The 20,254-nt window shown below is 46.2% G+C and carries 18 protein-coding genes; 13 read left to right on the top strand and 5 right to left on the bottom strand.

Annotated features, from left to right (window positions below; translation table 11 throughout):
* The first annotated feature begins 75 nt into the window (after positions 1-75).
* The 3 genes from IX95_RS08460 (at position 76) to cdd (ending at position 2,259) form a co-directional block, all read left to right on the top strand.
* On the top strand, positions 76-441 hold the full coding sequence (locus IX95_RS08460; protein WP_006962035.1) for a CidA/LrgA family protein: 366 nt from the start codon (positions 76-78) through the stop codon (positions 439-441).
* The gene (locus tag IX95_RS08455; protein ID WP_038158706.1) at positions 441-1,118 is read left to right on the top strand and encodes a CidB/LrgB family autolysis modulator; all 678 of its coding nucleotides are present in this window, start codon (positions 441-443) and stop codon (positions 1,116-1,118) included. The genes IX95_RS08460 and IX95_RS08455 overlap by 1 nt, the downstream gene beginning before the upstream one ends.
* Before the next feature lie 253 nt (positions 1,119-1,371).
* The gene (gene cdd / locus IX95_RS08450; RefSeq protein ID WP_038158703.1) at positions 1,372-2,259 is read left to right on the top strand and encodes a cytidine deaminase; all 888 of its coding nucleotides are present in this window, start codon (positions 1,372-1,374) and stop codon (positions 2,257-2,259) included.
* Positions 2,260-2,313: 54 nt separating this feature from the next.
* Here the strand turns inward: cdd and IX95_RS08445 are convergent, their stop codons facing one another.
* Complete coding sequence (locus IX95_RS08445; protein WP_038158701.1) at positions 2,314-3,516, bottom strand: HD-GYP domain-containing protein; 1,203 nt, start codon at positions 3,514-3,516, stop codon at positions 2,314-2,316.
* Between the two features lie 338 nt (positions 3,517-3,854).
* Between IX95_RS08445 and purT the strand changes: the two genes are divergently transcribed.
* Positions 3,855-5,030: a formate-dependent phosphoribosylglycinamide formyltransferase gene (gene purT / locus IX95_RS08440; protein ID WP_038158698.1), complete on the top strand. Its 1,176-nt coding sequence runs from the start codon at positions 3,855-3,857 to the stop codon at positions 5,028-5,030.
* A gap of 37 nt (positions 5,031-5,067) precedes the next feature.
* Here the strand turns inward: purT and IX95_RS08435 are convergent, their stop codons facing one another.
* Complete coding sequence (locus tag IX95_RS08435; RefSeq protein ID WP_006962023.1) at positions 5,068-5,715, bottom strand: thiopurine S-methyltransferase; 648 nt, start codon at positions 5,713-5,715, stop codon at positions 5,068-5,070.
* Positions 5,716-6,031: 316 nt separating this feature from the next.
* Between IX95_RS08435 and IX95_RS08430 the strand changes: the two genes are divergently transcribed.
* The 3 genes from IX95_RS08430 (at position 6,032) to IX95_RS08420 (ending at position 8,441) form a co-directional block, all read left to right on the top strand.
* The gene (locus tag IX95_RS08430) at positions 6,032-6,805 is read left to right on the top strand and encodes a phosphoribosylglycinamide formyltransferase (RefSeq protein ID WP_038158695.1); all 774 of its coding nucleotides are present in this window, start codon (positions 6,032-6,034) and stop codon (positions 6,803-6,805) included.
* A 57-nt stretch (positions 6,806-6,862) separates the two neighbouring features.
* On the top strand, positions 6,863-7,330 hold the full coding sequence (locus IX95_RS08425; protein ID WP_038158692.1) for an ASCH domain-containing protein: 468 nt from the start codon (positions 6,863-6,865) through the stop codon (positions 7,328-7,330).
* A 127-nt stretch (positions 7,331-7,457) separates the two neighbouring features.
* Positions 7,458-8,441, top strand: coding sequence for a DUF3187 family protein (locus IX95_RS08420; RefSeq protein WP_038158689.1), 984 nt, complete (start codon positions 7,458-7,460; stop codon positions 8,439-8,441).
* Here IX95_RS08420 and IX95_RS08415 read toward each other — a convergent pair.
* A complete protein-coding gene (locus tag IX95_RS08415) occupies positions 8,438-9,181 on the bottom strand; it encodes a sporulation protein (RefSeq protein ID WP_019275635.1) in 744 nt (247 codons plus the stop codon). The genes IX95_RS08420 and IX95_RS08415 overlap by 4 nt on opposite strands.
* Before the next feature lie 186 nt (positions 9,182-9,367).
* On the opposite strand from IX95_RS08415, the gene hutC reads away from it, so the two are divergent.
* From hutC to IX95_RS08385, 6 genes are all read left to right on the top strand, one after another.
* Positions 9,368-10,081 (top strand): histidine utilization repressor, encoded by a 714-nt coding sequence (hutC, locus tag IX95_RS08410; RefSeq protein ID WP_029236085.1) that lies wholly within the window; start codon positions 9,368-9,370, stop codon positions 10,079-10,081.
* Between the two features lie 107 nt (positions 10,082-10,188).
* A complete protein-coding gene (gene hutI, locus IX95_RS08405; protein ID WP_038158684.1) occupies positions 10,189-11,427 on the top strand; it encodes an imidazolonepropionase in 1,239 nt (412 codons plus the stop codon).
* Positions 11,420-12,418: a formimidoylglutamase gene (hutG, locus tag IX95_RS08400; RefSeq protein WP_038158682.1), complete on the top strand. Its 999-nt coding sequence runs from the start codon at positions 11,420-11,422 to the stop codon at positions 12,416-12,418. Before hutI ends, hutG begins: the two co-directional genes overlap by 8 nt.
* A gap of 95 nt (positions 12,419-12,513) precedes the next feature.
* Entirely contained in the window at positions 12,514-14,211 is a 1,698-nt protein-coding gene (hutU, locus tag IX95_RS08395; protein ID WP_038158679.1) for a urocanate hydratase, read from the top strand.
* Positions 14,212-14,238: 27 nt separating this feature from the next.
* On the top strand, positions 14,239-15,771 hold the full coding sequence (gene hutH, locus IX95_RS08390) for a histidine ammonia-lyase (RefSeq protein WP_038158676.1): 1,533 nt from the start codon (positions 14,239-14,241) through the stop codon (positions 15,769-15,771).
* A 137-nt stretch (positions 15,772-15,908) separates the two neighbouring features.
* Positions 15,909-16,634 carry a DUF3581 domain-containing protein gene (locus IX95_RS08385; RefSeq protein ID WP_038158675.1) on the top strand — a complete coding sequence of 242 codons (726 nt, stop codon included), beginning with the start codon at positions 15,909-15,911 and terminating at the stop codon, positions 16,632-16,634.
* A 49-nt stretch (positions 16,635-16,683) separates the two neighbouring features.
* Here the strand turns inward: IX95_RS08385 and IX95_RS08380 are convergent, their stop codons facing one another.
* Both IX95_RS08380 and ydiJ read right to left on the bottom strand, forming a co-directional pair.
* Complete coding sequence (locus tag IX95_RS08380; protein ID WP_038158672.1) at positions 16,684-17,145, bottom strand: methyltransferase family protein; 462 nt, start codon at positions 17,143-17,145, stop codon at positions 16,684-16,686.
* A 66-nt stretch (positions 17,146-17,211) separates the two neighbouring features.
* Positions 17,212-20,244, bottom strand: a complete 3,033-nt coding sequence (gene ydiJ, locus IX95_RS08375; RefSeq protein ID WP_038158670.1) for a D-2-hydroxyglutarate dehydrogenase YdiJ — start codon at positions 20,242-20,244, stop codon at positions 17,212-17,214.
* Between the last annotated feature and the right edge of the window lie 10 nt (positions 20,245-20,254).

Below are 20,254 nucleotides of genomic sequence, written 5' to 3'. Positions count from 1 at the left end.
CCAGTGAGCAAACTGAACCCACGGTTCAGGGCTTACACATGCGCAAAAGTTGATAAAATTTGGACGACACTACCTATGGCGAAAACCTTGCTTAAATACGTCGTATCTATGGGGCTGATTTTCCTCTGCCTCATGGCAGGCATTAACATTCAAAACCTTCTAGATATATCTATTCCGGGTAGCATTATCGGCATGCTTATCCTATTCGCTCTGCTTGCAAGTGGCTTAGTACCTGTAGAATGGGTACGCCCAAGTGCCACTCTGTTTATTCGCTATATGGTGCTGCTCTTTGTTCCGATCAGCGTTGGGCTTATGGAACACTTCGATCTGCTGTATAACAATGCCCTACCAATCCTCGCTAGTGCCGTCGGTGGCACATTCATCGTACTAGTCTTGTTAGGGCTGATGTTGGATAGAATGTTGAAACGAGGTGAGCAATAATGTGGCTACTGGTAACGATTATCGTATTTCTCTCTGCACGCTGGCTTTGCCAGAAGATCAGCAGCCCTTTTATGAACCCTCTGTTAATCAGTTTAGCAGTGATGATTCCGCTACTTACGCACCTCAAGGTTCCGTTCGAAACTTATTACAATGATAATGAATGGATTAACTTTCTACTACAACCCGCCGTGGTTGCGCTCGCTTACCCTTTGTATGAGCAACTTCCACAAATAAGAGCTAACTGGCGAATCATTATGCTGGCGTGTGGTGTCGGTAGTGTCATGTCGATGCTGACAGCCACGGTTATCGCTTCATATATGCAAACAGATCTCTCCTTAATCGCTAGTCTACTAGGTAAATCTGTCACGACTCCGATTGCGATGGAAGTGTCCAGCCACCTGGGTGGAGAACCTGCCATTGCGGCTATCCTAGTTTTACTGGTTGGTCTGTTTGGCGCCATCTTGGCTTATCCAATTTACAACTTACTTAACATCACACATCCTATTGCAAAAGGGCTGACCATGGGCACAGTTTCTCATGCTCTAGGAACCGCGGCTTGCGCAGAAAAAGATGCTCAAGATGCCGCTTTCAGCTCTTTGGCACTTGTAGTCTGTGGGGTGATTACCTCAATCCTTGCCCCTTCATTCTTTGCACTGGCTGTCTGGCTTGCTACATAAGATCCTTTGCGTCGGGTTGCTTATCTCTGCATTCCGACGCACATCACTCTATTGAATTCTGCAATCGTTATCATGTGTGAGCTCACTCTAATTGTGAAACTACAAATCTCATTACATTAACTTATGTGATCGAAATCTCAGCAAAGTTCTCTGTGTTACATAAAATGAAATACCAGTATCAGGGTAAGCCACTCTAAACAGGTAACTCAGGCAGACCCGAAGATATCTACTATTGCTTAAACAAGGATTCAATATGAGAAGCCGCATTGAACAAGCGCTGTCTGAAGCGCCAGCTAAAGTCGCAGAGTTCCTTTCTCCTATTTTGTTAGCGGACGATTTTGACGCAACGCTCTCTCCAGCACAATTTGCAGAGCTATTAACCATTTCAGGATTGGAAGATGATGAGCTACGTGTAGCCCTGCTTCCTTTTGCAGCAGCTTACTCTTATGCGCCTATCTCGAAATTCTACGTTGGTGCCATTGTGCGCGGACTCACCGGGCGTCTTTACTTTGGAGCAAACGTAGAGATCTTAGGCGCTCAACTTGGCCAGACGGTACATGCAGAACAATCAGCAATCAGCCATGCTTGGATGAAGGGCGAGCAAGGCATCTCAGATATCACAATCAACTTCAGCCCTTGTGGTCACTGTCGTCAGTTTATGAACGAACTAACGACCGCAGACGAGTTGGTGGTACAACTACCTCAACGTGATGAGAAAACGCTGCAAGAATATCTACCAGAATCCTTTGGTCCATCAGATCTTGGTATCAAATCTGGCTTAATGGCATCCATCGATCATGGTAAAAAGTGTGAAGAGTCCGATGAGATGGTATTGAAAGCACTCAATGCGCTTAATAAGAGCCATGCTCCGTATACTCACAACTTGAGTGGTGTAAGCATTAAGCTAAAAAATGGCAAAGTATACCAAGGCGCTTATGCTGAAAACGCAGCATTCAACCCTAGCCTTCCACCTTTACAGGTTGCACTTATCCAGCTCTTGCTTGATGGTGAATCATTTGATGGCATTGAAACAACAGCACTTGTAGAAATGTCTGAAGGTACGATTAGTCACCTTGCAGATACGCAGTCTACTCTGGAAGCAATTAACCCAGATATTCCTGTTGCATATCTAGCCATCTAATCGGGTAAATGAAAAAGGCGCTGTAAATAGCGCCTTTTTTGTACATTAAAAAAATCAAACATCAAAGAAAGGGGTGGGATCGACCTCAAGGTTACATGGTGCAATCGCTTTTTCGATTTTATATTGGCTGTTTTTAATATCGACAAAGCTGACGTCGACAAAGCGCTTATATTTACGCGAATAAAAACACTTCACTTCAGGTTTTAAGGGCTCATCGGCATTCGATGTCCATACAATACCTACTCTTCCATCATTTAGCTCGACCAATGCCCCAACAGGATAAACACCAATACAGTTGATGAACTTATAAACCAAGTCTCGATCGAGGTGAAACGGCGTTAAGCTCAATATTATCTTGAACGCCTCTGCTGAACTCATACCTTTTTTATAACAACGGTCCGCCGTCAATGCATCGTAAATATCAACAATGCAACTCATTCGTCCATGGAGCGGAATTTCATCCCCTTTCAACCCTTTTGGATAACCATTCCCATCCAACTTTTCATGGTGCATCAGGCAGACATCTCGGCTAATGTCTCCCAATCCATCAACAGTAAAGATGATCTCTTCGGCAAACACCTGATGCAGCTTCATATGATCAAACTCTTCAGGAGTGAGTTTACCTGGCTTATGAAGGACTTTATCATCGACTTTTATTTTGCCGACATCATGAATGATGCCACCAATCGCTAACTGCTTAAGCGTATCTTTTGGCAACTCAAGATGTTTACCAAACGTAACTAGTAAAGTTGCAACATTGACTGAATGCTCAAGCAGATACTCGTCTTTACTGCGAAGTGCAGAAACACAATGTAACGCATCCGAATCAATTAAGACTGCTTCAATAAGATCATCCGCCCAACCTTCTAAGTCATCGACATGAATCGACTTGTCATCAAATGTTTGGTTAAGAATCTTTTGAGCAAGGCCTTTAGCTTCACGAATAATCTTCGACGCTTTCTTCTGCTTGGAAAAGCGGCTCATAGATTTGCGTTTTACTGGAGTGGCAGACACGTCTTCTTCAGGTGGTTCCTCTTCCACTACAGGTATGAAAACACTCCCTTTCGCGGAGAGGCTTTGGTCTACCCACGCAAATTTGATCCCATTTTTAACAAGTTGCTGAATAGCCTGCTGGGAGGAAACCCTACCTGCATTGGCTAAATTGACGCGTTTGTTATCTTCGATTGCGGTAACAAACATCCCAACCATTAACGTATCAATCGGAACCTTTATTGAGTTGCTTGGATCGTACTTCATCTATTGACTATGGCTGCTATTGTTATTTCTATAGTTTTAATGAATTATAAGCTCAAACTCATCACTTTACTTAAGCATTTGCTCTATTGATACGTCACATATTTAAGAATTTTTATGATACGTGACAAGCAGGCTGTCTTAGATGCCCTTATTCCCTCAGTACACTCTTTAACAAAGACGAAATCATCGCTCCCAAAACTAATTGTCCAGATTGTGTACTAGAGCAAATTTTGAGTTGCTAGACCAAAAACACCCACCCAACGCAAACGTTTGCTTTTTGCATTTATATCCGTATGATTCGTGTCAATTTCATATCCGCTTATTTAAAAAGGTTATCTATGTTTGGTACTGCAACTTGTAAGAACGCGACCCGTGTTTTACTGCTCGGCTCAGGAGAACTAGGGAAAGAAGTCGCTATAGAATGTCAACGCCTAGGCTTGGAAGTCATCGCTTGCGACCGATATGAAAACGCACCAGCCATGCAGGTTGCACACCGAAGCTACACATTGGATATGCTTGATGGTGAAGCACTAGAGCAGATCATCGCCAAAGAACAACCTGATTACGTAGTGCCTGAAATCGAAGCCATCGCCACAGACAAGCTTGTTGAGCTTGAAGCTAATGGGCTCAATGTTGTGCCAACAGCCAATGCAACTCGCCTAACAATGAATCGCGAAGGCATTCGCCGGTTGGCTGCAGAAGAGCTTGACCTCACCACTTCACCCTACCATTTTGCAAGCACCTATCAAGAGTTCACTCAAGCCATTGAATCCGTTGGCATCCCGTGCGTATGTAAACCAATTATGAGCTCTTCTGGGAAAGGTCAAAGTGTTATTAAATCGGCAGAAGATGTAGAAACAGCGTGGCAGTACGCCCAAGAAGGTGGCCGCACTGGTGCTGGACGCGTCATTGTTGAAGGTTTCATCGATTTTGATTACGAAATTACCTTACTGACAGTCAAAGCTGTGGATGGTATCAACTTCTGCGCTCCGATTGGACATCGCCAAGAAGACGGTGATTATCGCGAGTCATGGCAACCTCAAGCGATGTCCGATGCGGCGCTATCTGCCGCCCAAGACGCCGCCGGCAAGGTTGTAAACGCATTGGGAGGCCGTGGTATCTTCGGCGTAGAACTATTCGTTAAGGGCGACACAGTTATTTTCAATGAAGTCTCCCCTCGCCCGCATGATACCGGATTGGTCACTCTTATGTCTCAAGACAGTTCTGAATTCGCACTTCATGTACGCGCATTCACTGGCCTACCTATTTCAAGTATCACCCAATATGGACCTACCGCTTCAGCTGTGATTTTAGGGCAAGGCCAATCCGATAACCTTCAGTTTGAAGGAATGGCAGATGCTCTCGCAGCACCACAAACTCAACTCCGATTGTTTGGAAAACCTGATATCAATGGACGCAGGCGCCTAGGAGTCAGCATTGCTCGTAGAGAGACCATTGAGCAAGCAATAGAAAGTGCCGTTACCAGCGCAGATAAGATAAAAATCGTTTATTAAAACAAAAGCCCCTGAGCTTATTCAGGGGCTTTCATCATTAACTTTCAATCAAATACACTTCTTCGGCGAAGCTGGATAAACCTTTCTTCGCTATCTTAGGATGATTTTCATCTGCGTCATCACGATACAGTTTTGAAATTTTATATTCTGAGAACAGCTGGCGAACTTCACTTTCGGTGACTGAGAACGGTGGGCCCGCCATTTCAGCTTGCGGATAATCTAGCGTAACTAACAGAATTCTTCCGCCCGGTTTCAACAGCGATTTAACGCGTTGGACGTAATCTGCGCGCATTTCTTCCGGTAAAGCGACCAGAGCGGCACGATCATACACAATCTCTACTGGCTGAACGGGCGCGGTAAAGATGTCGCCAGTGTAAATAGACAGCTCATCAAACTGATACAATTCATGCTGACCGTTTACAGGGATCACCGTAGGCGTATAAAAATGTTCAGAGAAAAATGAGCGCACCGCGATTTTGCTTAGCTCAACACCCTGAACGTCCTCGTGTTTGGTCGCTAGCCAAACAAGATCTTCTGTTTTGCCACATAGTGGGACAAACACTTTATCTTCTCTGCTTGGCTTGGTTTCGGACCAATACTCAACTAGCAGCGGGTTTACGTCTTCTAAGTGAAAACCAATTTGGTTTGATGCCCATTTACTGTGCCAAAATTCTGGATCTTTCATTTCAATTCCCTACCTGACGTGACTGCTTCATAGCCTATACGAAAGCGTTTCTTAGTGGTATCCCTCAAGCTGTATAAACCGTTCAGATTAGGTTCAGGTAAGGTGTTTATACTTATTTACAACTTGAGAATGAACCATAAGGAAATCGGGCACTCAAACAAATTGAGAGTTAGTTCAAACAATTACACCATAGGGTAATTCCTACATTGTAATTCGCCAGCTAGCCCCCATATAGATATTAGAGATTGGTACGTTTTGGTTGTTGAGCCTTTTCTTACACCGTTTACACAAGACGCTACGAATCTAAGGAGAGTGAATGAGCCTATTTTTGCGAACTACGGCCCTGATGCTTTTAATGCTCAGCCGCGCGCCAGCTTTCGCCGCTATTCCAACAGCACCCGGTAGTGAGGAAAATCGTTCGACTAACCAGAACGAAGTCTGTTCCAAAGCATTCAAACACAACCTGAGTGGCCTGTATGGCATCCAATCCACACCAACAACTCCACTTCAACCCTACTCTGACTTCGACATTCTATACAGCAAAGCACACCAAGCTCAGGCTGAGTTAGAAATGATCTGTAAAAGCACTGCAATGCTAACTTCAACAAATTCGCACTTTGCTGGTGTGAAATCTGCAGAACGAGCAAAGCAAAAAATCGCCTATGAACTTGATGGTGACGCTGAGCGTATTACTGACCTTGCCCGTGCGACGATTGTTGCCGATGACATCGAAGGCTTGATGTCAGCTTACGAAGTGTTGAATCGTGAAACCACTGTGGTAAAAGTAAAAAACCGCTTTAAGAAACCTGGTGCTTCAGGCTATCGTGACCTAAATCTATTGGTCCAGCTTCCAAAGACCAACTTGATTGCTGAAGTCCAGCTACACCTTAAAGCCATTGCTGATGTAAAAAGTGGTCCAGAGCATGACTTGTACGAACGAATTCAGAAAATCGAACGTCAAGCGGCTTCAGAAAGCCGAGATATCAGTGAGTTTGAATTCGCCCAGATTAAGTCAATGCGAGCTCAGTCGAAAGCGCTTTACCAAGAAGCATGGCAGCCTTATATTACTACCCATCTAAGTGCCGCCTAGGCCTAACTAAATGCTAACAGCCCCTTCTCATGAAGGGGTTGTTTTTCAAGGAAGATGATGACCCCACAGCAGCAAGCGTATCTAAACGAATACCTCACCACACTCACACCTCAACAGCGGGAATCAATACCAGACACCATCGCTGAATATTTTTGTGCTGACGAGTTTAATGCCAACGAATGTGCAAGGTTGATTAATCAAGGTACAAAGAGAGCGTCTTGCAGCCTTAAACAAGGCTACGACATTGAGCAAGAGCCTCTTCCTCAGGTAGGTCGCATTACAGTAGTGCTTAACTGGCAGCAAGAGCCGGTTTGTATCATTCGCCTAACAGAAGTTTCTATCTGCCCTTTCGATCAAGTAACTGAAGAGTTTGCCCGCTCAGAAGGAGAAGGTGACCTAAGCTATGAATGGTGGCGTGACGCGCACATTAAATTCTTTACTCAGTACGCTGGTGAGATTGGCGCCAAATTCGATTTACAGTCCGAATTGGTACTAGAACGATTCGAAAAAGTGTATCCACTGTAAAGCTTACCCAGCCCGACTGCTGAGGGTTAGCCAGACGTCCCTCAGCACATATCCGATCATAAATTCGGCACGCGATAAAATCATAAACTATCATTTTATCAGTGACATAAGAATAAGAAATGAATCTATGATCCTTTGCCGGCAGTTTTTCCTCTCTCTCATTCCTCTGATAATCGTTAACGCTGCGTGGGCACAAATCGACTACGGACCTGTACAAAGCTATACACAATCGCCTTTCCATACCAACAGTTTGTCACCTCAGCTCCGCTCTGGATTCTCAATGGATGAAGACGATATCGAGGTCTATGGTACGGGTACCATTTCAAGTATTTGGGCCGTCACTCCAGACTACGAGTTAGACTACTACCAAAATCAAATCGCCGTTGGTGGGAAATGGCAATTCTCTTCAGAATGGCAACTAGAGCTTAGCTATCGCTGGAATTACGCTGGTAATAACCACCTAGATCGATTAACCATTGCGTTTCACGATTGGGTTGGCATTGACCAAAATGGCCGAGAGGATGTGGACAACGACCGCTTTGTGATCAATATGCCTGACTACGGCATAGAGTTGGAAGACTTCCGCGGCGAAAGCCTAAGCCACGCGATCACCAGTTACATGCAATACCAATTTATCAATAAAGAGCATCACGGGCTTTCAGTAGGGGCATCTCTTTACTACAACGACACCAAACATGGCATTTTCAGTTCTTCAGAATTCGAACAAGGTATTCAGCTAAACTACGGCTATCGCCGCGATAAACACTCTCTAGACACCCTACTTGCTATCACTTTTCGCAATACACCAACAGTATTCAAAGATATGCCCTATCGCTCTAGCACCTGGACAGTTGGAGCTAGTTATCGCTACCAACTATTGGAAAGGCACCATCTTATTGGGCAAATCGCTTTTCATGAGGGCGTATCAGATGGGGAGGATGAATTTTCCAAGCCATCGACCGAATTCACCTTTGGCTATCGCTATCAAATGGAGAATTCAGCCATTGAATTGACCGCAGTGGAAAATATGTTTAACGCAGACAACAGCACCGATATCGCCTTTGGAATAGGATATCGGTACCGCTTTGGAGGTTCAGATAACCAAGCTTAAACTGAAAGCACTCGGCTAACCGCAGAGCTGATTTCAGCATCGCTGGCGTTAAGGCTCAGAGAGAAAGAAACGTACTGGTCACCTCGCATGCTAAGCGAACGGTCAACTTCTGCTAAACAATGCATAACACTGCCATCAAGTATGAATGACAACTCTATTTCTTTCTTGTTAATGAAACCATTGTTGCGAAATTCTATCTCCTGATAGCAACCAGATTTAGATGAGAAGTTGCTGCCTCGCAAATGCCCTTTTTCCACATCTGCTTTGACCATTCCAAAGCCCGCTTGCTCTATAGCTGAAATTACTTTGGAAGCGACAGGCAATGCTTTCACTTCAACGAAATCACGATCTTTAGGGTCAATCGCGAAATCGATGTCTAGCGTGGTTTCTACCCATACGTGGCACTGATTCTTCATTGCATTCAGTGCCGTAATTGGGGTCTCATCATCTAACTTTAATTCAAACGGAACCTGTTTATGTTCCTGAGGCTGAATGGTGAAAGGCTGAACCGCTTGAAGACTACCAATGGTGAAATTCTGATAGCTGGCACCGTTATCACTCTCCACTTTAACTTCAGTGCAAAGCTTGAGATTAATGGCATCGATTTGCTGCTCAACATCGCCACCCTGAATGTGAACCACGCCCTTCAGAGTTTCTCCCTGATACACAGACATACTCTCTAGAACCGTATCCACTTTTGCAGCTCCAATTCCCAGTGACGCCTTTAACTTACCAAACATAAGGTTTCCTTTTACTTTCTATGTCGTTATTGTTTCTGATTAACATGCGGCGTTATCGAGTCGCAAGACATTTATCTGAATAATGTGTAAACCATCGTTTAGACTGCTTAATCCGCAACCAGAGTTGCAATTTCATGACAAATGAACCACCATTTGTATAGTCAAATAAATAATTATTAAATCATCATGAGCCAATCGCCATTATATCTCCAAATAAAACAATATATTACTGACAAAATTGATTCTGGACATTGGCCTGTGGGCCATCGTATATCGACTGAACTGGAGCTAACAGAACAATTCAAGGTTAGCCGAATGACTGTCAATAAGGCGATTCGTGATTTGGTCGCCGAAGGAAAGCTTCAAAGACGACCTAGAGTAGGCACTTTTGTCTGCGCTCCCGATGATAAAGCGGAATCTCCATTACTGGATATCCAAAACATTGCTGAAGAAGTGAAATTACGGGGTAAAACATACTCTAGTAAGGTAATTAAACAAGCCTCGATGCTCGCCGATGAAACTGTAGCAATAAAGTTAGGGGTGATGTTGAACAGCCCGATTTTCTATAGTGAGATCATTCACTTTGAAGATAATTCTCCTATTCAATATGAACTTCGCTGGGTCAACAGTGCCTACGCGCCTGACTATCTTGAACAAGACTTTACCCAAATCACCCCAAATCAATATCTGTCTGAGAACTGCCCACTGAGTGCTATCGAACATACCGTTGAAGCCATCGTTGCAGATGATGAGGTGCGTACCGCCTTGAGACTCGGGGCTAACGAACCTTGCCTGCTACTGAACAGAAGGACATGGAGCCAAGATAAGCTCGTGAGTTCTGCATTGCTTTATCACCCGGGCACTCGCTACAAATTAAGCTCCAAAATATTACTCGGTTAAAGCATTTCATACTTTTTACTGATCACATTTTTGCAACAAGCCACTTGATCAATTGTTATACCTGAACAATTATTTGTATATACATTTAAACTTATGGACTCAATTACATGCTTGGAAGCGCTTCTTCATCCTTAAACATCGACAGCCAAGAATTGCTGCTAACCAATGCACGACTGGTCTCTATGGTCGCTGGATCGCAAGGGTATTCCGTTTCTAAGCCGAGTAGCCTTCTGATTAAGGGTGGAAAGATTGCACAAATCGGTGGCTCCGAGCTTTCTTGCACAAACTCTTATGATTGTAAAAACCAGCTGGTCACACCTGGATTTGTTGATTGCCACACTCACCTAGTATATGCAGGCAATCGCGCCAATGAGTTTGAAATGCGTCTTAATGGTGTCCCATACCCAGAGATTGCCAAGCAAGGCGGCGGAATTCTATCAACCGTTCGTGCAACGCGAGAAGCAACTGAAGAAGCTTTAATTAACCTCGCCCTGCCACGATTGGACGGTTTAATTCGAACTGGTGTCACATCGGTAGAAGTAAAGTCGGGTTACGGTCTGACTGTAAAAGACGAGATCAAAATGCTACGTGCAGCAAAAGCACTAGAAGATCACCGTAAGATTCGAATCTCCACAACGTTACTCGCCGCACATGCCCTTCCTCCAGAGTATGCGGGTAAAGCGGATGACTACATTAAACTGGTATGCGAAGAGATGATTCCTCTTGTCGCTGAGGAGAAGCTAGCCACCAGCGTCGATGTGTTCTGTGAATCGATTGGCTTCAACTTGGAACAAACCGAAAAAGTCTTCGCCGCAGCCAAGCAATACGGTCTGCATGTAAAAGGTCACACTGAGCAGCTTTCTAACTTAGGTGGCACAGCCCTAACCGCTCGCTACCAAGGGCTGTCAGCGGATCATATCGAATATCTCGATGAAGAAGGCGTAAAAGCACTAGCCCAATCTGGAACGGTTGCCACGCTGCTGCCTGGGGCGTTTTACTTCTTACGAGAAACCCAATTACCGCCTATTGAGCTACTTCGTCAACACAATATTCCAATGGCAATTGCAACGGATCTTAACCCAGGCACCTCGCCTTTCTCAGATTTGACTATGATGATGAATATGGGCTGTACACTTCTTGGCCTAACACCTGAGGAAACATTGCGTGGCGTGACTTGCAATGCTGCTCAAGCGCTAGGCTTCGGTGACAGCCGAGGGCAAATTCAGCCGGAATATGATGCTGATCTTGCTATTTGGGACGTGAGCCACCCTGCCGATTTCAGTTATCAGCAGGGTTTGTCACGCTTATCTGCTCGCGTGGTAAACGGAGAACTGGAATATGTCTAACCTACCAACGACTAACCAGGATTTTCACTGGCAAGGACGCCATGACGCTGAAGATGGTGCGATGGGCAAACGCGTCCATCACGTTATCAAACAGTTGCAAGTGCAGGGTCTTGAACCTTATCGAAATGCCGTGAGCATCTTGGGTTTTGCGTGCGATGCTGGTGTTGCGCGAAACAAAGGTCGCGTTGGCGCCAAAAAAGCGCCTGATTTGATTAGACGCGCACTTGCCAACATGGCTTGGCACAAAGAAAGCGCGCTTATCGATTTGGGTAATGTCGTCTGTGAAGATGATTTGCTGGAACAGTACCAATCAGAGTGTGCTGATGTCATCGCTGCAGCGCTTCGCTCTACTCCGGTTATCACGCTCGGCGGCGGTCATGAAGTGGCGTGGGCTTCCTTTCAAGGACTTGCGCGCTATTTCGAGTACTTAAACCCAGTAACGCCTCCTAAGATTGGTATCATCAATTTTGATGCTCACTTTGATTTACGTGCGTTTGAAAGCAGTAACGCTGATGTAAAACCCAGCTCTGGTACACCATTCAACCAAATTTATGATTACTGCCAAAAGCACGACTGGCCATTCCATTACGCCTGCCTAGGTGTCAGCAGAGCCAGTAACACGCAAGCCTTGTTTGAGCGAGCCAAAGAGCTCAACGTGTGGTTCGTTGAAGACAAAGATCTCGCACATCTAAACCACATCTATCATCTGACCCAGTTGCAGCATTTCATCGATAATTGCGATTACATCTACCTCACCATCGATCTTGATGTTTTCCCAGCTGCGACAGCTCCGGGCGTCAGCGCTCCTGCCGCCAGAGGCGTCAGTATGGATACGCTGGCACTCTTTTTGGACCGAATTTTACACTACAAACAGAAGTTGGTTATTGCCGACATCGCTGAGTACAACCCTACCTATGACGTTGACAGTCAGACGGCGCGGTTAGCTGCAAGGCTTTGTTGGGATATTGCTAACGCCTTTTCCGAAAAATAGAAAAAACAGAAAGGAAAGCGACTAGATTGCGTGAGAGCTTCGCTCTTGCGCAGACCGCTTTCAACCTGAAAACGTGAAATACAAGGAGTCTTACCATGACGGAACGCCAAGTAGAAGATATGCGTCTCGATACAACCCGCACTATTCGTGCCCCACATGGCACGGATCTGAGAGCAAAATCTTGGCTGACTGAAGCACCGCTTCGCATGTTAATGAACAATCTGGATCCTGACGTCGCAGAACACCCTCATTCGCTGGTTGTGTACGGTGGTATTGGCCGTGCAGCGCGCAATTGGGAATGTTTTGACAAGATTGTTGAAGTTTTAGAGCGTTTGGAAGACGACCAAACCTTGCTGGTTCAGTCTGGTAAACCTGTTGGTGTATTCCCAACACACAAAAATGCGCCACGTGTTCTTATCGCAAACTCAAACCTTGTGCCGCATTGGGCAAACTGGGAACACTTCAATGAGCTGGATAAAGAAGGGCTGATGATGTACGGCCAGATGACCGCCGGCAGCTGGATTTACATCGGTTCACAGGGCATTGTTCAAGGCACTTATGAAACGTTTGTTTCTGTTGCGAAGAAGCACTTTGATGGTAAAGCAAACGGACGTTGGATTCTAACCGGTGGCCTTGGCGGCATGGGCGGCGCTCAGCCTCTGGCTGGCACCATGGCGGGCTTCTCTATGATCGCGGTTGAGTGTGACGAGTCTCGTATCGATTACCGTCTACGTACAGGCTACGTTGACAAGAAAGCCACCAGCTTAGATGAAGCACTAGCAATCATTTATGAATCTGAAGAGCCTGTTTCTGTCGGCCTACTAGCAAACGCCGCAGATGTTTTCCCTCAGCTGGTTGAGCGCAACATCACTCCAGATGTAGTGACAGACCAAACGTCAGCACACGACCCACTCAACGGTTACCTTCCAATTGGTTGGTCGATGGAACACGCAGCCGACATGCGTAAGCAAGATGAAGCAGCTGTTGTCAAAGCAGCCAAAGAATCGATGGCGATTCAAGTTAAAGCGATGCTTGAGCTTCAAGAACGCGGTGCAGCGACACTGGATTACGGCAATAACATCCGCCAGATGGCCCTAGAAGAAGGCGTAGATAACGCGTTTGACTTTCCGGGTTTCGTTCCAGCTTATATTCGCCCACTCTTCTGTGAAGGTATTGGTCCATTCCGCTGGGCTGCACTATCCGGTGACCCAGAAGATATCTACAAAACCGATCAGAAAGTCAAAGAGTTAATCCCTGACAACCCACACTTGCACAACTGGCTAGACATGGCTCGCGAGCGTATTCAGTTCCAAGGCTTACCTGCTCGCATTTGTTGGGTTGGATTGAAAGATCGTGAGCGTCTAGGTCAAGCATTCAATGAAATGGTCAAAAATGGCGAACTTAAAGCGCCGGTTGTCATTGGCCGTGACCACCTAGATTCAGGTTCAGTAGCCAGCCCTAACCGTGAAACAGAAGGCATGATGGACGGTTCTGATGCCGTATCGGATTGGCCTCTGCTGAATGCTCTGCTAAACACAGCAGGCGGTGCTACTTGGGTTTCACTCCACCACGGTGGCGGTGTAGGAATGGGCTTCTCTCAGCACTCTGGTATGGTTATTTGTTGTGATGGCAGTGATGATGCGTCTGAGCGAATTGCTCGCGTTCTTCATAATGACCCAGGTACAGGCGTGATGCGTCACGCAGACGCTGGCTATGACATTGCCAAGCAGTGCGCAGCAGAACAAGGGCTCGACCTACCTCTGCTCAACGAAGAGCTGAAGAAGCTTAAGTAAGCACACCTGAAGAAAGGAAAGACAAAGATGTTAAATTTAACGCTAAAGCCGGGAAATATTAGCTTAAAAGAACTCCGTCAGGTGAGCCGCTCTCCTGCAAGATTGACTCTGGATCAGGAAGCCATTCCTGCTATCGATGAAAGCACTAAAGTGGTTGAACAAGTGATTGCCGAAGACCGCACTGTCTACGGCATCAACACAGGCTTTGGTCTGCTTGCTAACACTCGTATTGCCCCAGAAGATCTCGAAACGCTGCAAAAGAGTATCGTACTGTCGCACGCGGCCGGTATCGGCGAGTTCATGTCAGATGAAACGGTTCGTCTGATGATGGTACTCAAGATCAACAGCCTTGCTCGCGGTTTTTCCGGTATTCGCCTTAAAGTCATTCAAGCGCTGATCGACCTAGTGAACTCTCAGGTCTATCCATGTGTGCCACAAAAAGGCTCTGTCGGTGCTTCTGGCGACCTGGCGCCACTGGCGCACATGAGTACCGTATTACTCGGTGAAGGTCAGGCACGCCACAACGGTAAGATCATCTCAGGTCTGGAAGCGATGAAAATCGCTGGCCTTGAACCAATCACACTTGCCCCTAAAGAAGGCCTTGCACTGCTTAACGGCACTCAGGCATCGACTGCCTTTGCGCTTGAAGGCTTGTTTGCGGCTGAAGATCTGTTTGCTTCTGCGACCACCTGTGGCGCAATGTCTGTAGAAGCGGCACTGGGAAGCCGTCGCCCATTCGACCCTCGTATTCACCGCGTGCGTGGTCATCGAGGCCAGATGGACGCAGCACTGGCTTATCGCCACGTATTGGATGCCAATAGTGAAATCGGCGACTCACACACAGGTTGTGAGAAAGTTCAGGATCCATACTCTCTGCGTTGCCAACCTCAAGTTATGGGCGCGTGTTTACAACAAATCCGTAACGCCGCTGACATCCTAGAAGTGGAAGCCAACTCTGTCTCTGACAACCCACTGGTTTTTGCTGAAGATGGTGACATCATCTCTGGTGGTAACTTCCATGCTGAGCCTGTCGCCATGGCAGCGGATAACCTCGCCTTAGCTATTGCTGAGATCGGCAGTCTTTCTGAGCGTCGTATGGCACTGTTGATCGACAGCGCATTGAGTAAGCTACCACCTTTCTTAGTCGACAACGGCGGTGTTAACTCAGGCTTTATGATTGCTCAGGTCACTTCCGCTGCATTAGCAAGTGAAAATAAAACGCTGGCTCACCCTGCGTCTGTTGATAGCTTGCCAACATCGGCAAACCAAGAAGATCACGTCTCTATGGCAACGTTTGCTGGGCGCCGCCTTCGTGACATGGCGGAGAATACTCGTGGCATTTTGGCGGTTGAGTATCTTGCGGCCGCTCAGGGGATAGACTTCCGTGCTCCAAACAAGTCGTCTGTGAGAGTCGAAGAAGCAAAACAGATTCTGCGCGAGAAAGTACCGTTCTACGATAAAGACCGCTACTTTGCGCCGGACATCGAGCAAGCAAACAGTTTGCTTAAGCTTGCAGTGCACAATCATCTGATGCCAGACTCGATTCTACCTAGTATCTAAACACCAATATAAGGGCTCCGATTCGGAGCCCTTTCTTCTTCTCAATGTCATAATTCAGTAATAACTCCACTGGATGGACCATTCAAAAAGAATCGTCATATATAATCCATCTCAGTTTTGGCTATTTACCGTAAATTATGTTTTTAAAACCATATTTTTCTAACAACGACAAGCAGTTCCAGTTCACTCGTCAGCAAGCAAGCCATTTTGCAAAGATGGTTGCGGGCGACTTCAACCCAATTCACGATGAGGACAACAAGCGCTTCTGCGTTCCGGGCGACCTGCTTTTCGCTGTATTGCTACAGAAAGAAGGCGTTAGCCAGAAAATGCGTTTTGATTTCTCAGGTATGGTCAGTGACGGTGTTGCTCTGCACATTGAAAACAAGTGTGACAAAGAAGCAGCTGTTGTTGACGAAAGCGGTAAAGAATACCTACACATGAACCGCGAAGGCCAAGTGAATCGTGATGCCGCATTCATCGAGCATGTCGTAACAAATTACGTTCAGTTCTCAGGCATGAACTTTCCACACATCATGGTTCCACTAATGGAAGAGCAGCAGATGATGATCAACTGCCAGCGACCGTTAGTCATTTACGAGAGCATGGAAGTGGAATTCACTCGCTTAAACCTATCTCATCCAGAAGTCGAGTTTGCAGGCGCAACGTTTGATGTTGAAGGCAAACGTGGTGTTGTCACATTGAATTTCGACTTTAAAGAAGGTGACGAGGTTGTCGGTAAAGGCGTTAAGCGCATGGTTGCAAGTGGTTTGAAGCCATACAACCAAGAAGACATTGACGGCTTAGTAACTCGCTTTAACGAGCGCAAAGAGGAATTCTTAGCGCATTTCAACAAAGCGGCGTAACCTTACTCAGATTTCTAAAAAGAACCCCGCTCAAATGAGCGGGGTTCTTTTATATCCAGCGTCTGACACGTTGCTTGTAGTCTAAATAAGCGGCCCCAAAAAGTTCTTCAAGAGCGCGTTCTTCAGGACTAATTTGAAAACGATTCATGTACAGTACAAACACGAAAGCCAACGCAATGCACAACAAGTTCTGCTGCCAGTACGCAAACCCAAGCAACAGCAAAAACATCCCCAGATACATTGGGTTTCGCGAGTAGGCAAACACTCCACTATCCACCACTTGAGACGCATCCTTCACCTTAACTGGATTCACGGTTGTGTTCGCTTTGCGAAACTCGTAGACCCCAGCTACGCCAACAAAAACAGAAATCGCGAAGCACGCCAATAAAACTATCCAAGGTATCGGTAAACTAACCGAGAAAGTATGGAACTCGTGCCCCACATGGTTCATCACCACACCGAGAACAATAAACAGGGCAACAGGAGGAATTTTTCTTTCTAATTTTTCCATAGTGTTCAATAGCTTTGCTGACGTTACTAAAAAATAGCCCAGCTTTGAAAGCTGGGCTAGGTTTAATCACACAATTTGCAGTAGCGCCTGTAAAGGGTGTTTCACTTTGATGTCCTCAAAGCGCTTCACCTGACTTCGACAGGAATAGCCAGTGATCAAGCATCGCTCCTTCGGCAACTGCTCTAGTTGAGGTTTCCAGCTCAGCCCGTAAATGTCTCTCGACATCTGCAACTTATCGACTTCGTGACCGAACGTTCCTGCCATACCACAACAGCCCACAGGCACCGTATTCAGGCGGGAACCAAAGTGCGAGAATATTGCTCCCCACTCTTTCTCTGCGTTTGGCATTTTGGTTTTCTCTGTACAGTGAGCCAGAAGATACCAAGGTTCTTCTGCACTCGTACCAGAGGCCTCGAACTCACCCAACCTAGGTTGCAGCCATTCATGAACCGTCAGCACTTCGAAATCACCACGCTTGTCGCCAAGTACTTCGTTATACTCATCGCGATAACAGAGCACCAACGCCGGGTCGACGCCAACCATAGACACTTCTAGATCTGCCACTTGTTGTAAGAACATCGCTGTGCTCTTAGCACTTTTTGCAAAACGCTGTAAGAAACCTTTAACGTGCTGAGCCTTACCATTAGGTTTGAAAGGCAGCAAAACAGGCGTTTTACCAAGTTTAGTCAGCAGCTTAGCAAAGTCTTCCACCACTTCAGCATCGTAGTAGCTGGTAAATGGGTCTTGCACAATCACCACATGGTTCGCTTTATCTTCTTTAGACAAAGCCGCCAAGTATTGCAGATCGAAAGGTTGGTGATTCTGTAATCGCGACTTGAGTGTTGGCACTGACATGAATGGCGCATCGGTATAACCTACCGCAGAAGCCGTGAGATTTTGGACCCATTTTTGGTTGAGGACACCATTCACTAACTTAGGTGCTTTCGCCATGATCGGTAATACTGATTCTATATTCGCAACCAGATAGTCTTTTGCAGGACGCTGATAACGCGAGTAATAAATATTCAGGAACCTTGAACGGAAGCTTGGTACGTCTACCTTAATCGGGCATTGGCTAGCACAAGCTTTACAGGCTAGACAGCCATTCATCGCTTCGTAAACTTCATGAGAAAAGTCATACTCATGGCGCTTGTTTAAAGAATTACGCACTCTGTCAAGCATCGACTTGATGGATGACGTTTCTTCTAAAGCCTGCTTCTCCAAATCGAGAATATCCACACCCTGCTCTGTCAGCTGACGCAACCACTCACGAACTAAGCCAGCTCTACCTTTAGGAGAATGACGACGATCTGCCGTCACTTTCATCGAAGGACACATTGGTGAAGATGTATCGTAGTTAAAGCAAAGGCCGTTACCATTACATTCCATCGCCTGCTTAAAACTGTCTCGCACTTCAACGTCGATCTGGCGATCAAAGTAGCCGCGCTTTGTATCTGTGACTTTGACTAGTTCTTCTTGGCTTTCTAGTGGTGTGCAGATCTTACCTGGGTTCATCTTGTTATGAGGGTCAAACGCCGCTTTTACTCGTCTCAACTCAGTAAAAAGCTCTTCACCAAAGAACTCTGGTCCATATTCTGAACGGTAGCCTTTGCCATGCTCTCCCCACATCAAACCACCGTATTTGGCGACTAGCTTAACGACTTCGTCAGACACTTCATGCATCAAGGCCTCTTGCTTAGGATCGCACAAATCTAACGCGGGTCGAACATGAAGAACGCCTGCATCAACGTGACCAAACATACCGTAGCTGAGAGATTTGGAATCCAGTAGTTCTCGGAACTCAACAATAAAGTCAGCAAGGTTTTCAGGCGGGACACAAGTGTCTTCTGCGAATGCAACAGGCTTAGCTCTTCCTTTAGCTGCGCCAAGCAAACCAACCGCTTTCTTACGCATATTGTAGATTCGGCCAATGCTAGCCACATCACTGCACACCTGATAACCGATAATGCCCGCTTGCTCGGCTTCCATCATTTGATCCAAACGTTTGGTCAGCGCATCGACCTGCTGCTCGACTTCCTCAACATCTTGGCCTGCATACTCCACCATGTTGATGCCTTGCATATCTTTACCTGGAACGTCAGTCAGCAAATCACTGACGGTATGCCAGACAATATCCTGCTTAGCCAAATTGAGTACTTTTGAGTCGATGGTTTCTACTGAAAGCGCATTGGCTTCAACCATAAATGGGGCGTTACGCAGTGCGGAATCAAAGCTGTTGTATTTCACGTTCACTAACGTGCGAGCTTTAGGGATTGGAGTAAGGTTAAGCTTAGCCTCTGTAATAAATGCCAAAGAGCCTTCCGCGCCACATAAGACTCGAGTTAAATCGAAGCTCTGTGTCTCTTCATCAATTGCATTCTTTAAGTCATAACCCGTTAGAAAGCGATTGAGAGGGGGAAATTTCGCGTTGATTTGCTCACGCTTGCTACGACAAACTTGCTCTGTAACCTGTAATGCTTGGTATGCGTACTCGCCATCCTTGGGTTCCCCTTGAGACATATCCGACTCAAGCACCGAGCCATCAGCGAAAACCGTTTGCAAAGACAATACGTGATCAGACGTTTTTCCGTATTTCAGAGAGCCTTGTCCGGAAGCATCGGTATTGATCATACCGCCCAGAGTCGCACGGTTGCTGGTCGAAAGATCAGGCGAGAAGAAATAGCCATAAGGCCTGATAGCATCGTTTAACTGGTCCTTCACCACACCAGTCTGAACACGAACCCAGCCTTCATCTTCGTTGATTTCCAGCACCTTGTTCATATGGCGTGACAAATCAACCACGATACCCTTAGTCAGCGACTGACCGTTGGTCCCTGTACCACCTCCGCGCGGGGAAAAAGTGATACGTTCATATTGAGGTTGGATACTGAGTTTGCCGATTAAAGCAACGTCTTGAGTGGATTTAGGGTGGACAACCGACTGGGGTAATTGCTGATAAACACTGTTGTCAGTGGCAACAGCCAGACGGCTTGAGTATTGGCTTTCGATGTCTCCGGAAAATCCCGATTGTCGGAGTTCTTCCAGAAAACTGAGCACGACGTGATCCACATCAGATTGAGAGTGTAATCTTGGTAACATTTGCTTCCTG

This window comes from Vibrio sp. B183, assembly GCF_000740665.1.
Lineage (GTDB): Bacteria > Pseudomonadota > Gammaproteobacteria > Enterobacterales > Vibrionaceae > Vibrio > Vibrio coralliilyticus.
The sequence above is the reverse complement of the archived record's forward strand: the minus strand, read 5'-3'. Positions and strand labels throughout refer to the sequence as shown.

Coding starts and splice junctions, on each gene's coding strand:
- hutG (WP_038158682.1), top strand. CDS start 11,420: ATGTCTAACCTACCAACGACTAACCAGGATTTTCACTGGCAAGGACGC.
- ydiJ (WP_038158670.1), bottom strand. CDS start 20,244: ATGTTACCAAGATTACACTCTCAATCTGATGTGGATCACGTCGTGCTC.
- IX95_RS08380 (WP_038158672.1), bottom strand. CDS start 17,145: ATGGAAAAATTAGAAAGAAAAATTCCTCCTGTTGCCCTGTTTATTGTT.
- hutC (WP_029236085.1), top strand. CDS start 9,368: ATGAGCCAATCGCCATTATATCTCCAAATAAAACAATATATTACTGAC.
- hutU (WP_038158679.1), top strand. CDS start 12,514: ATGACGGAACGCCAAGTAGAAGATATGCGTCTCGATACAACCCGCACT.
- IX95_RS08460 (WP_006962035.1), top strand. CDS start 76: ATGGCGAAAACCTTGCTTAAATACGTCGTATCTATGGGGCTGATTTTC.
- IX95_RS08445 (WP_038158701.1), bottom strand. CDS start 3,516: ATGAAGTACGATCCAAGCAACTCAATAAAGGTTCCGATTGATACGTTA.
- hutI (WP_038158684.1), top strand. CDS start 10,189: ATGCTTGGAAGCGCTTCTTCATCCTTAAACATCGACAGCCAAGAATTG.
- IX95_RS08420 (WP_038158689.1), top strand. CDS start 7,458: ATGATCCTTTGCCGGCAGTTTTTCCTCTCTCTCATTCCTCTGATAATC.
- purT (WP_038158698.1), top strand. CDS start 3,855: ATGTTTGGTACTGCAACTTGTAAGAACGCGACCCGTGTTTTACTGCTC.
- IX95_RS08415 (WP_019275635.1), bottom strand. CDS start 9,181: ATGTTTGGTAAGTTAAAGGCGTCACTGGGAATTGGAGCTGCAAAAGTG.
- IX95_RS08430 (WP_038158695.1), top strand. CDS start 6,032: ATGAGCCTATTTTTGCGAACTACGGCCCTGATGCTTTTAATGCTCAGC.
- cdd (WP_038158703.1), top strand. CDS start 1,372: ATGAGAAGCCGCATTGAACAAGCGCTGTCTGAAGCGCCAGCTAAAGTC.
- IX95_RS08425 (WP_038158692.1), top strand. CDS start 6,863: ATGACCCCACAGCAGCAAGCGTATCTAAACGAATACCTCACCACACTC.
- IX95_RS08435 (WP_006962023.1), bottom strand. CDS start 5,715: ATGAAAGATCCAGAATTTTGGCACAGTAAATGGGCATCAAACCAAATT.
- hutH (WP_038158676.1), top strand. CDS start 14,239: ATGTTAAATTTAACGCTAAAGCCGGGAAATATTAGCTTAAAAGAACTC.
- IX95_RS08455 (WP_038158706.1), top strand. CDS start 441: ATGTGGCTACTGGTAACGATTATCGTATTTCTCTCTGCACGCTGGCTT.
- IX95_RS08385 (WP_038158675.1), top strand. CDS start 15,909: ATGTTTTTAAAACCATATTTTTCTAACAACGACAAGCAGTTCCAGTTC.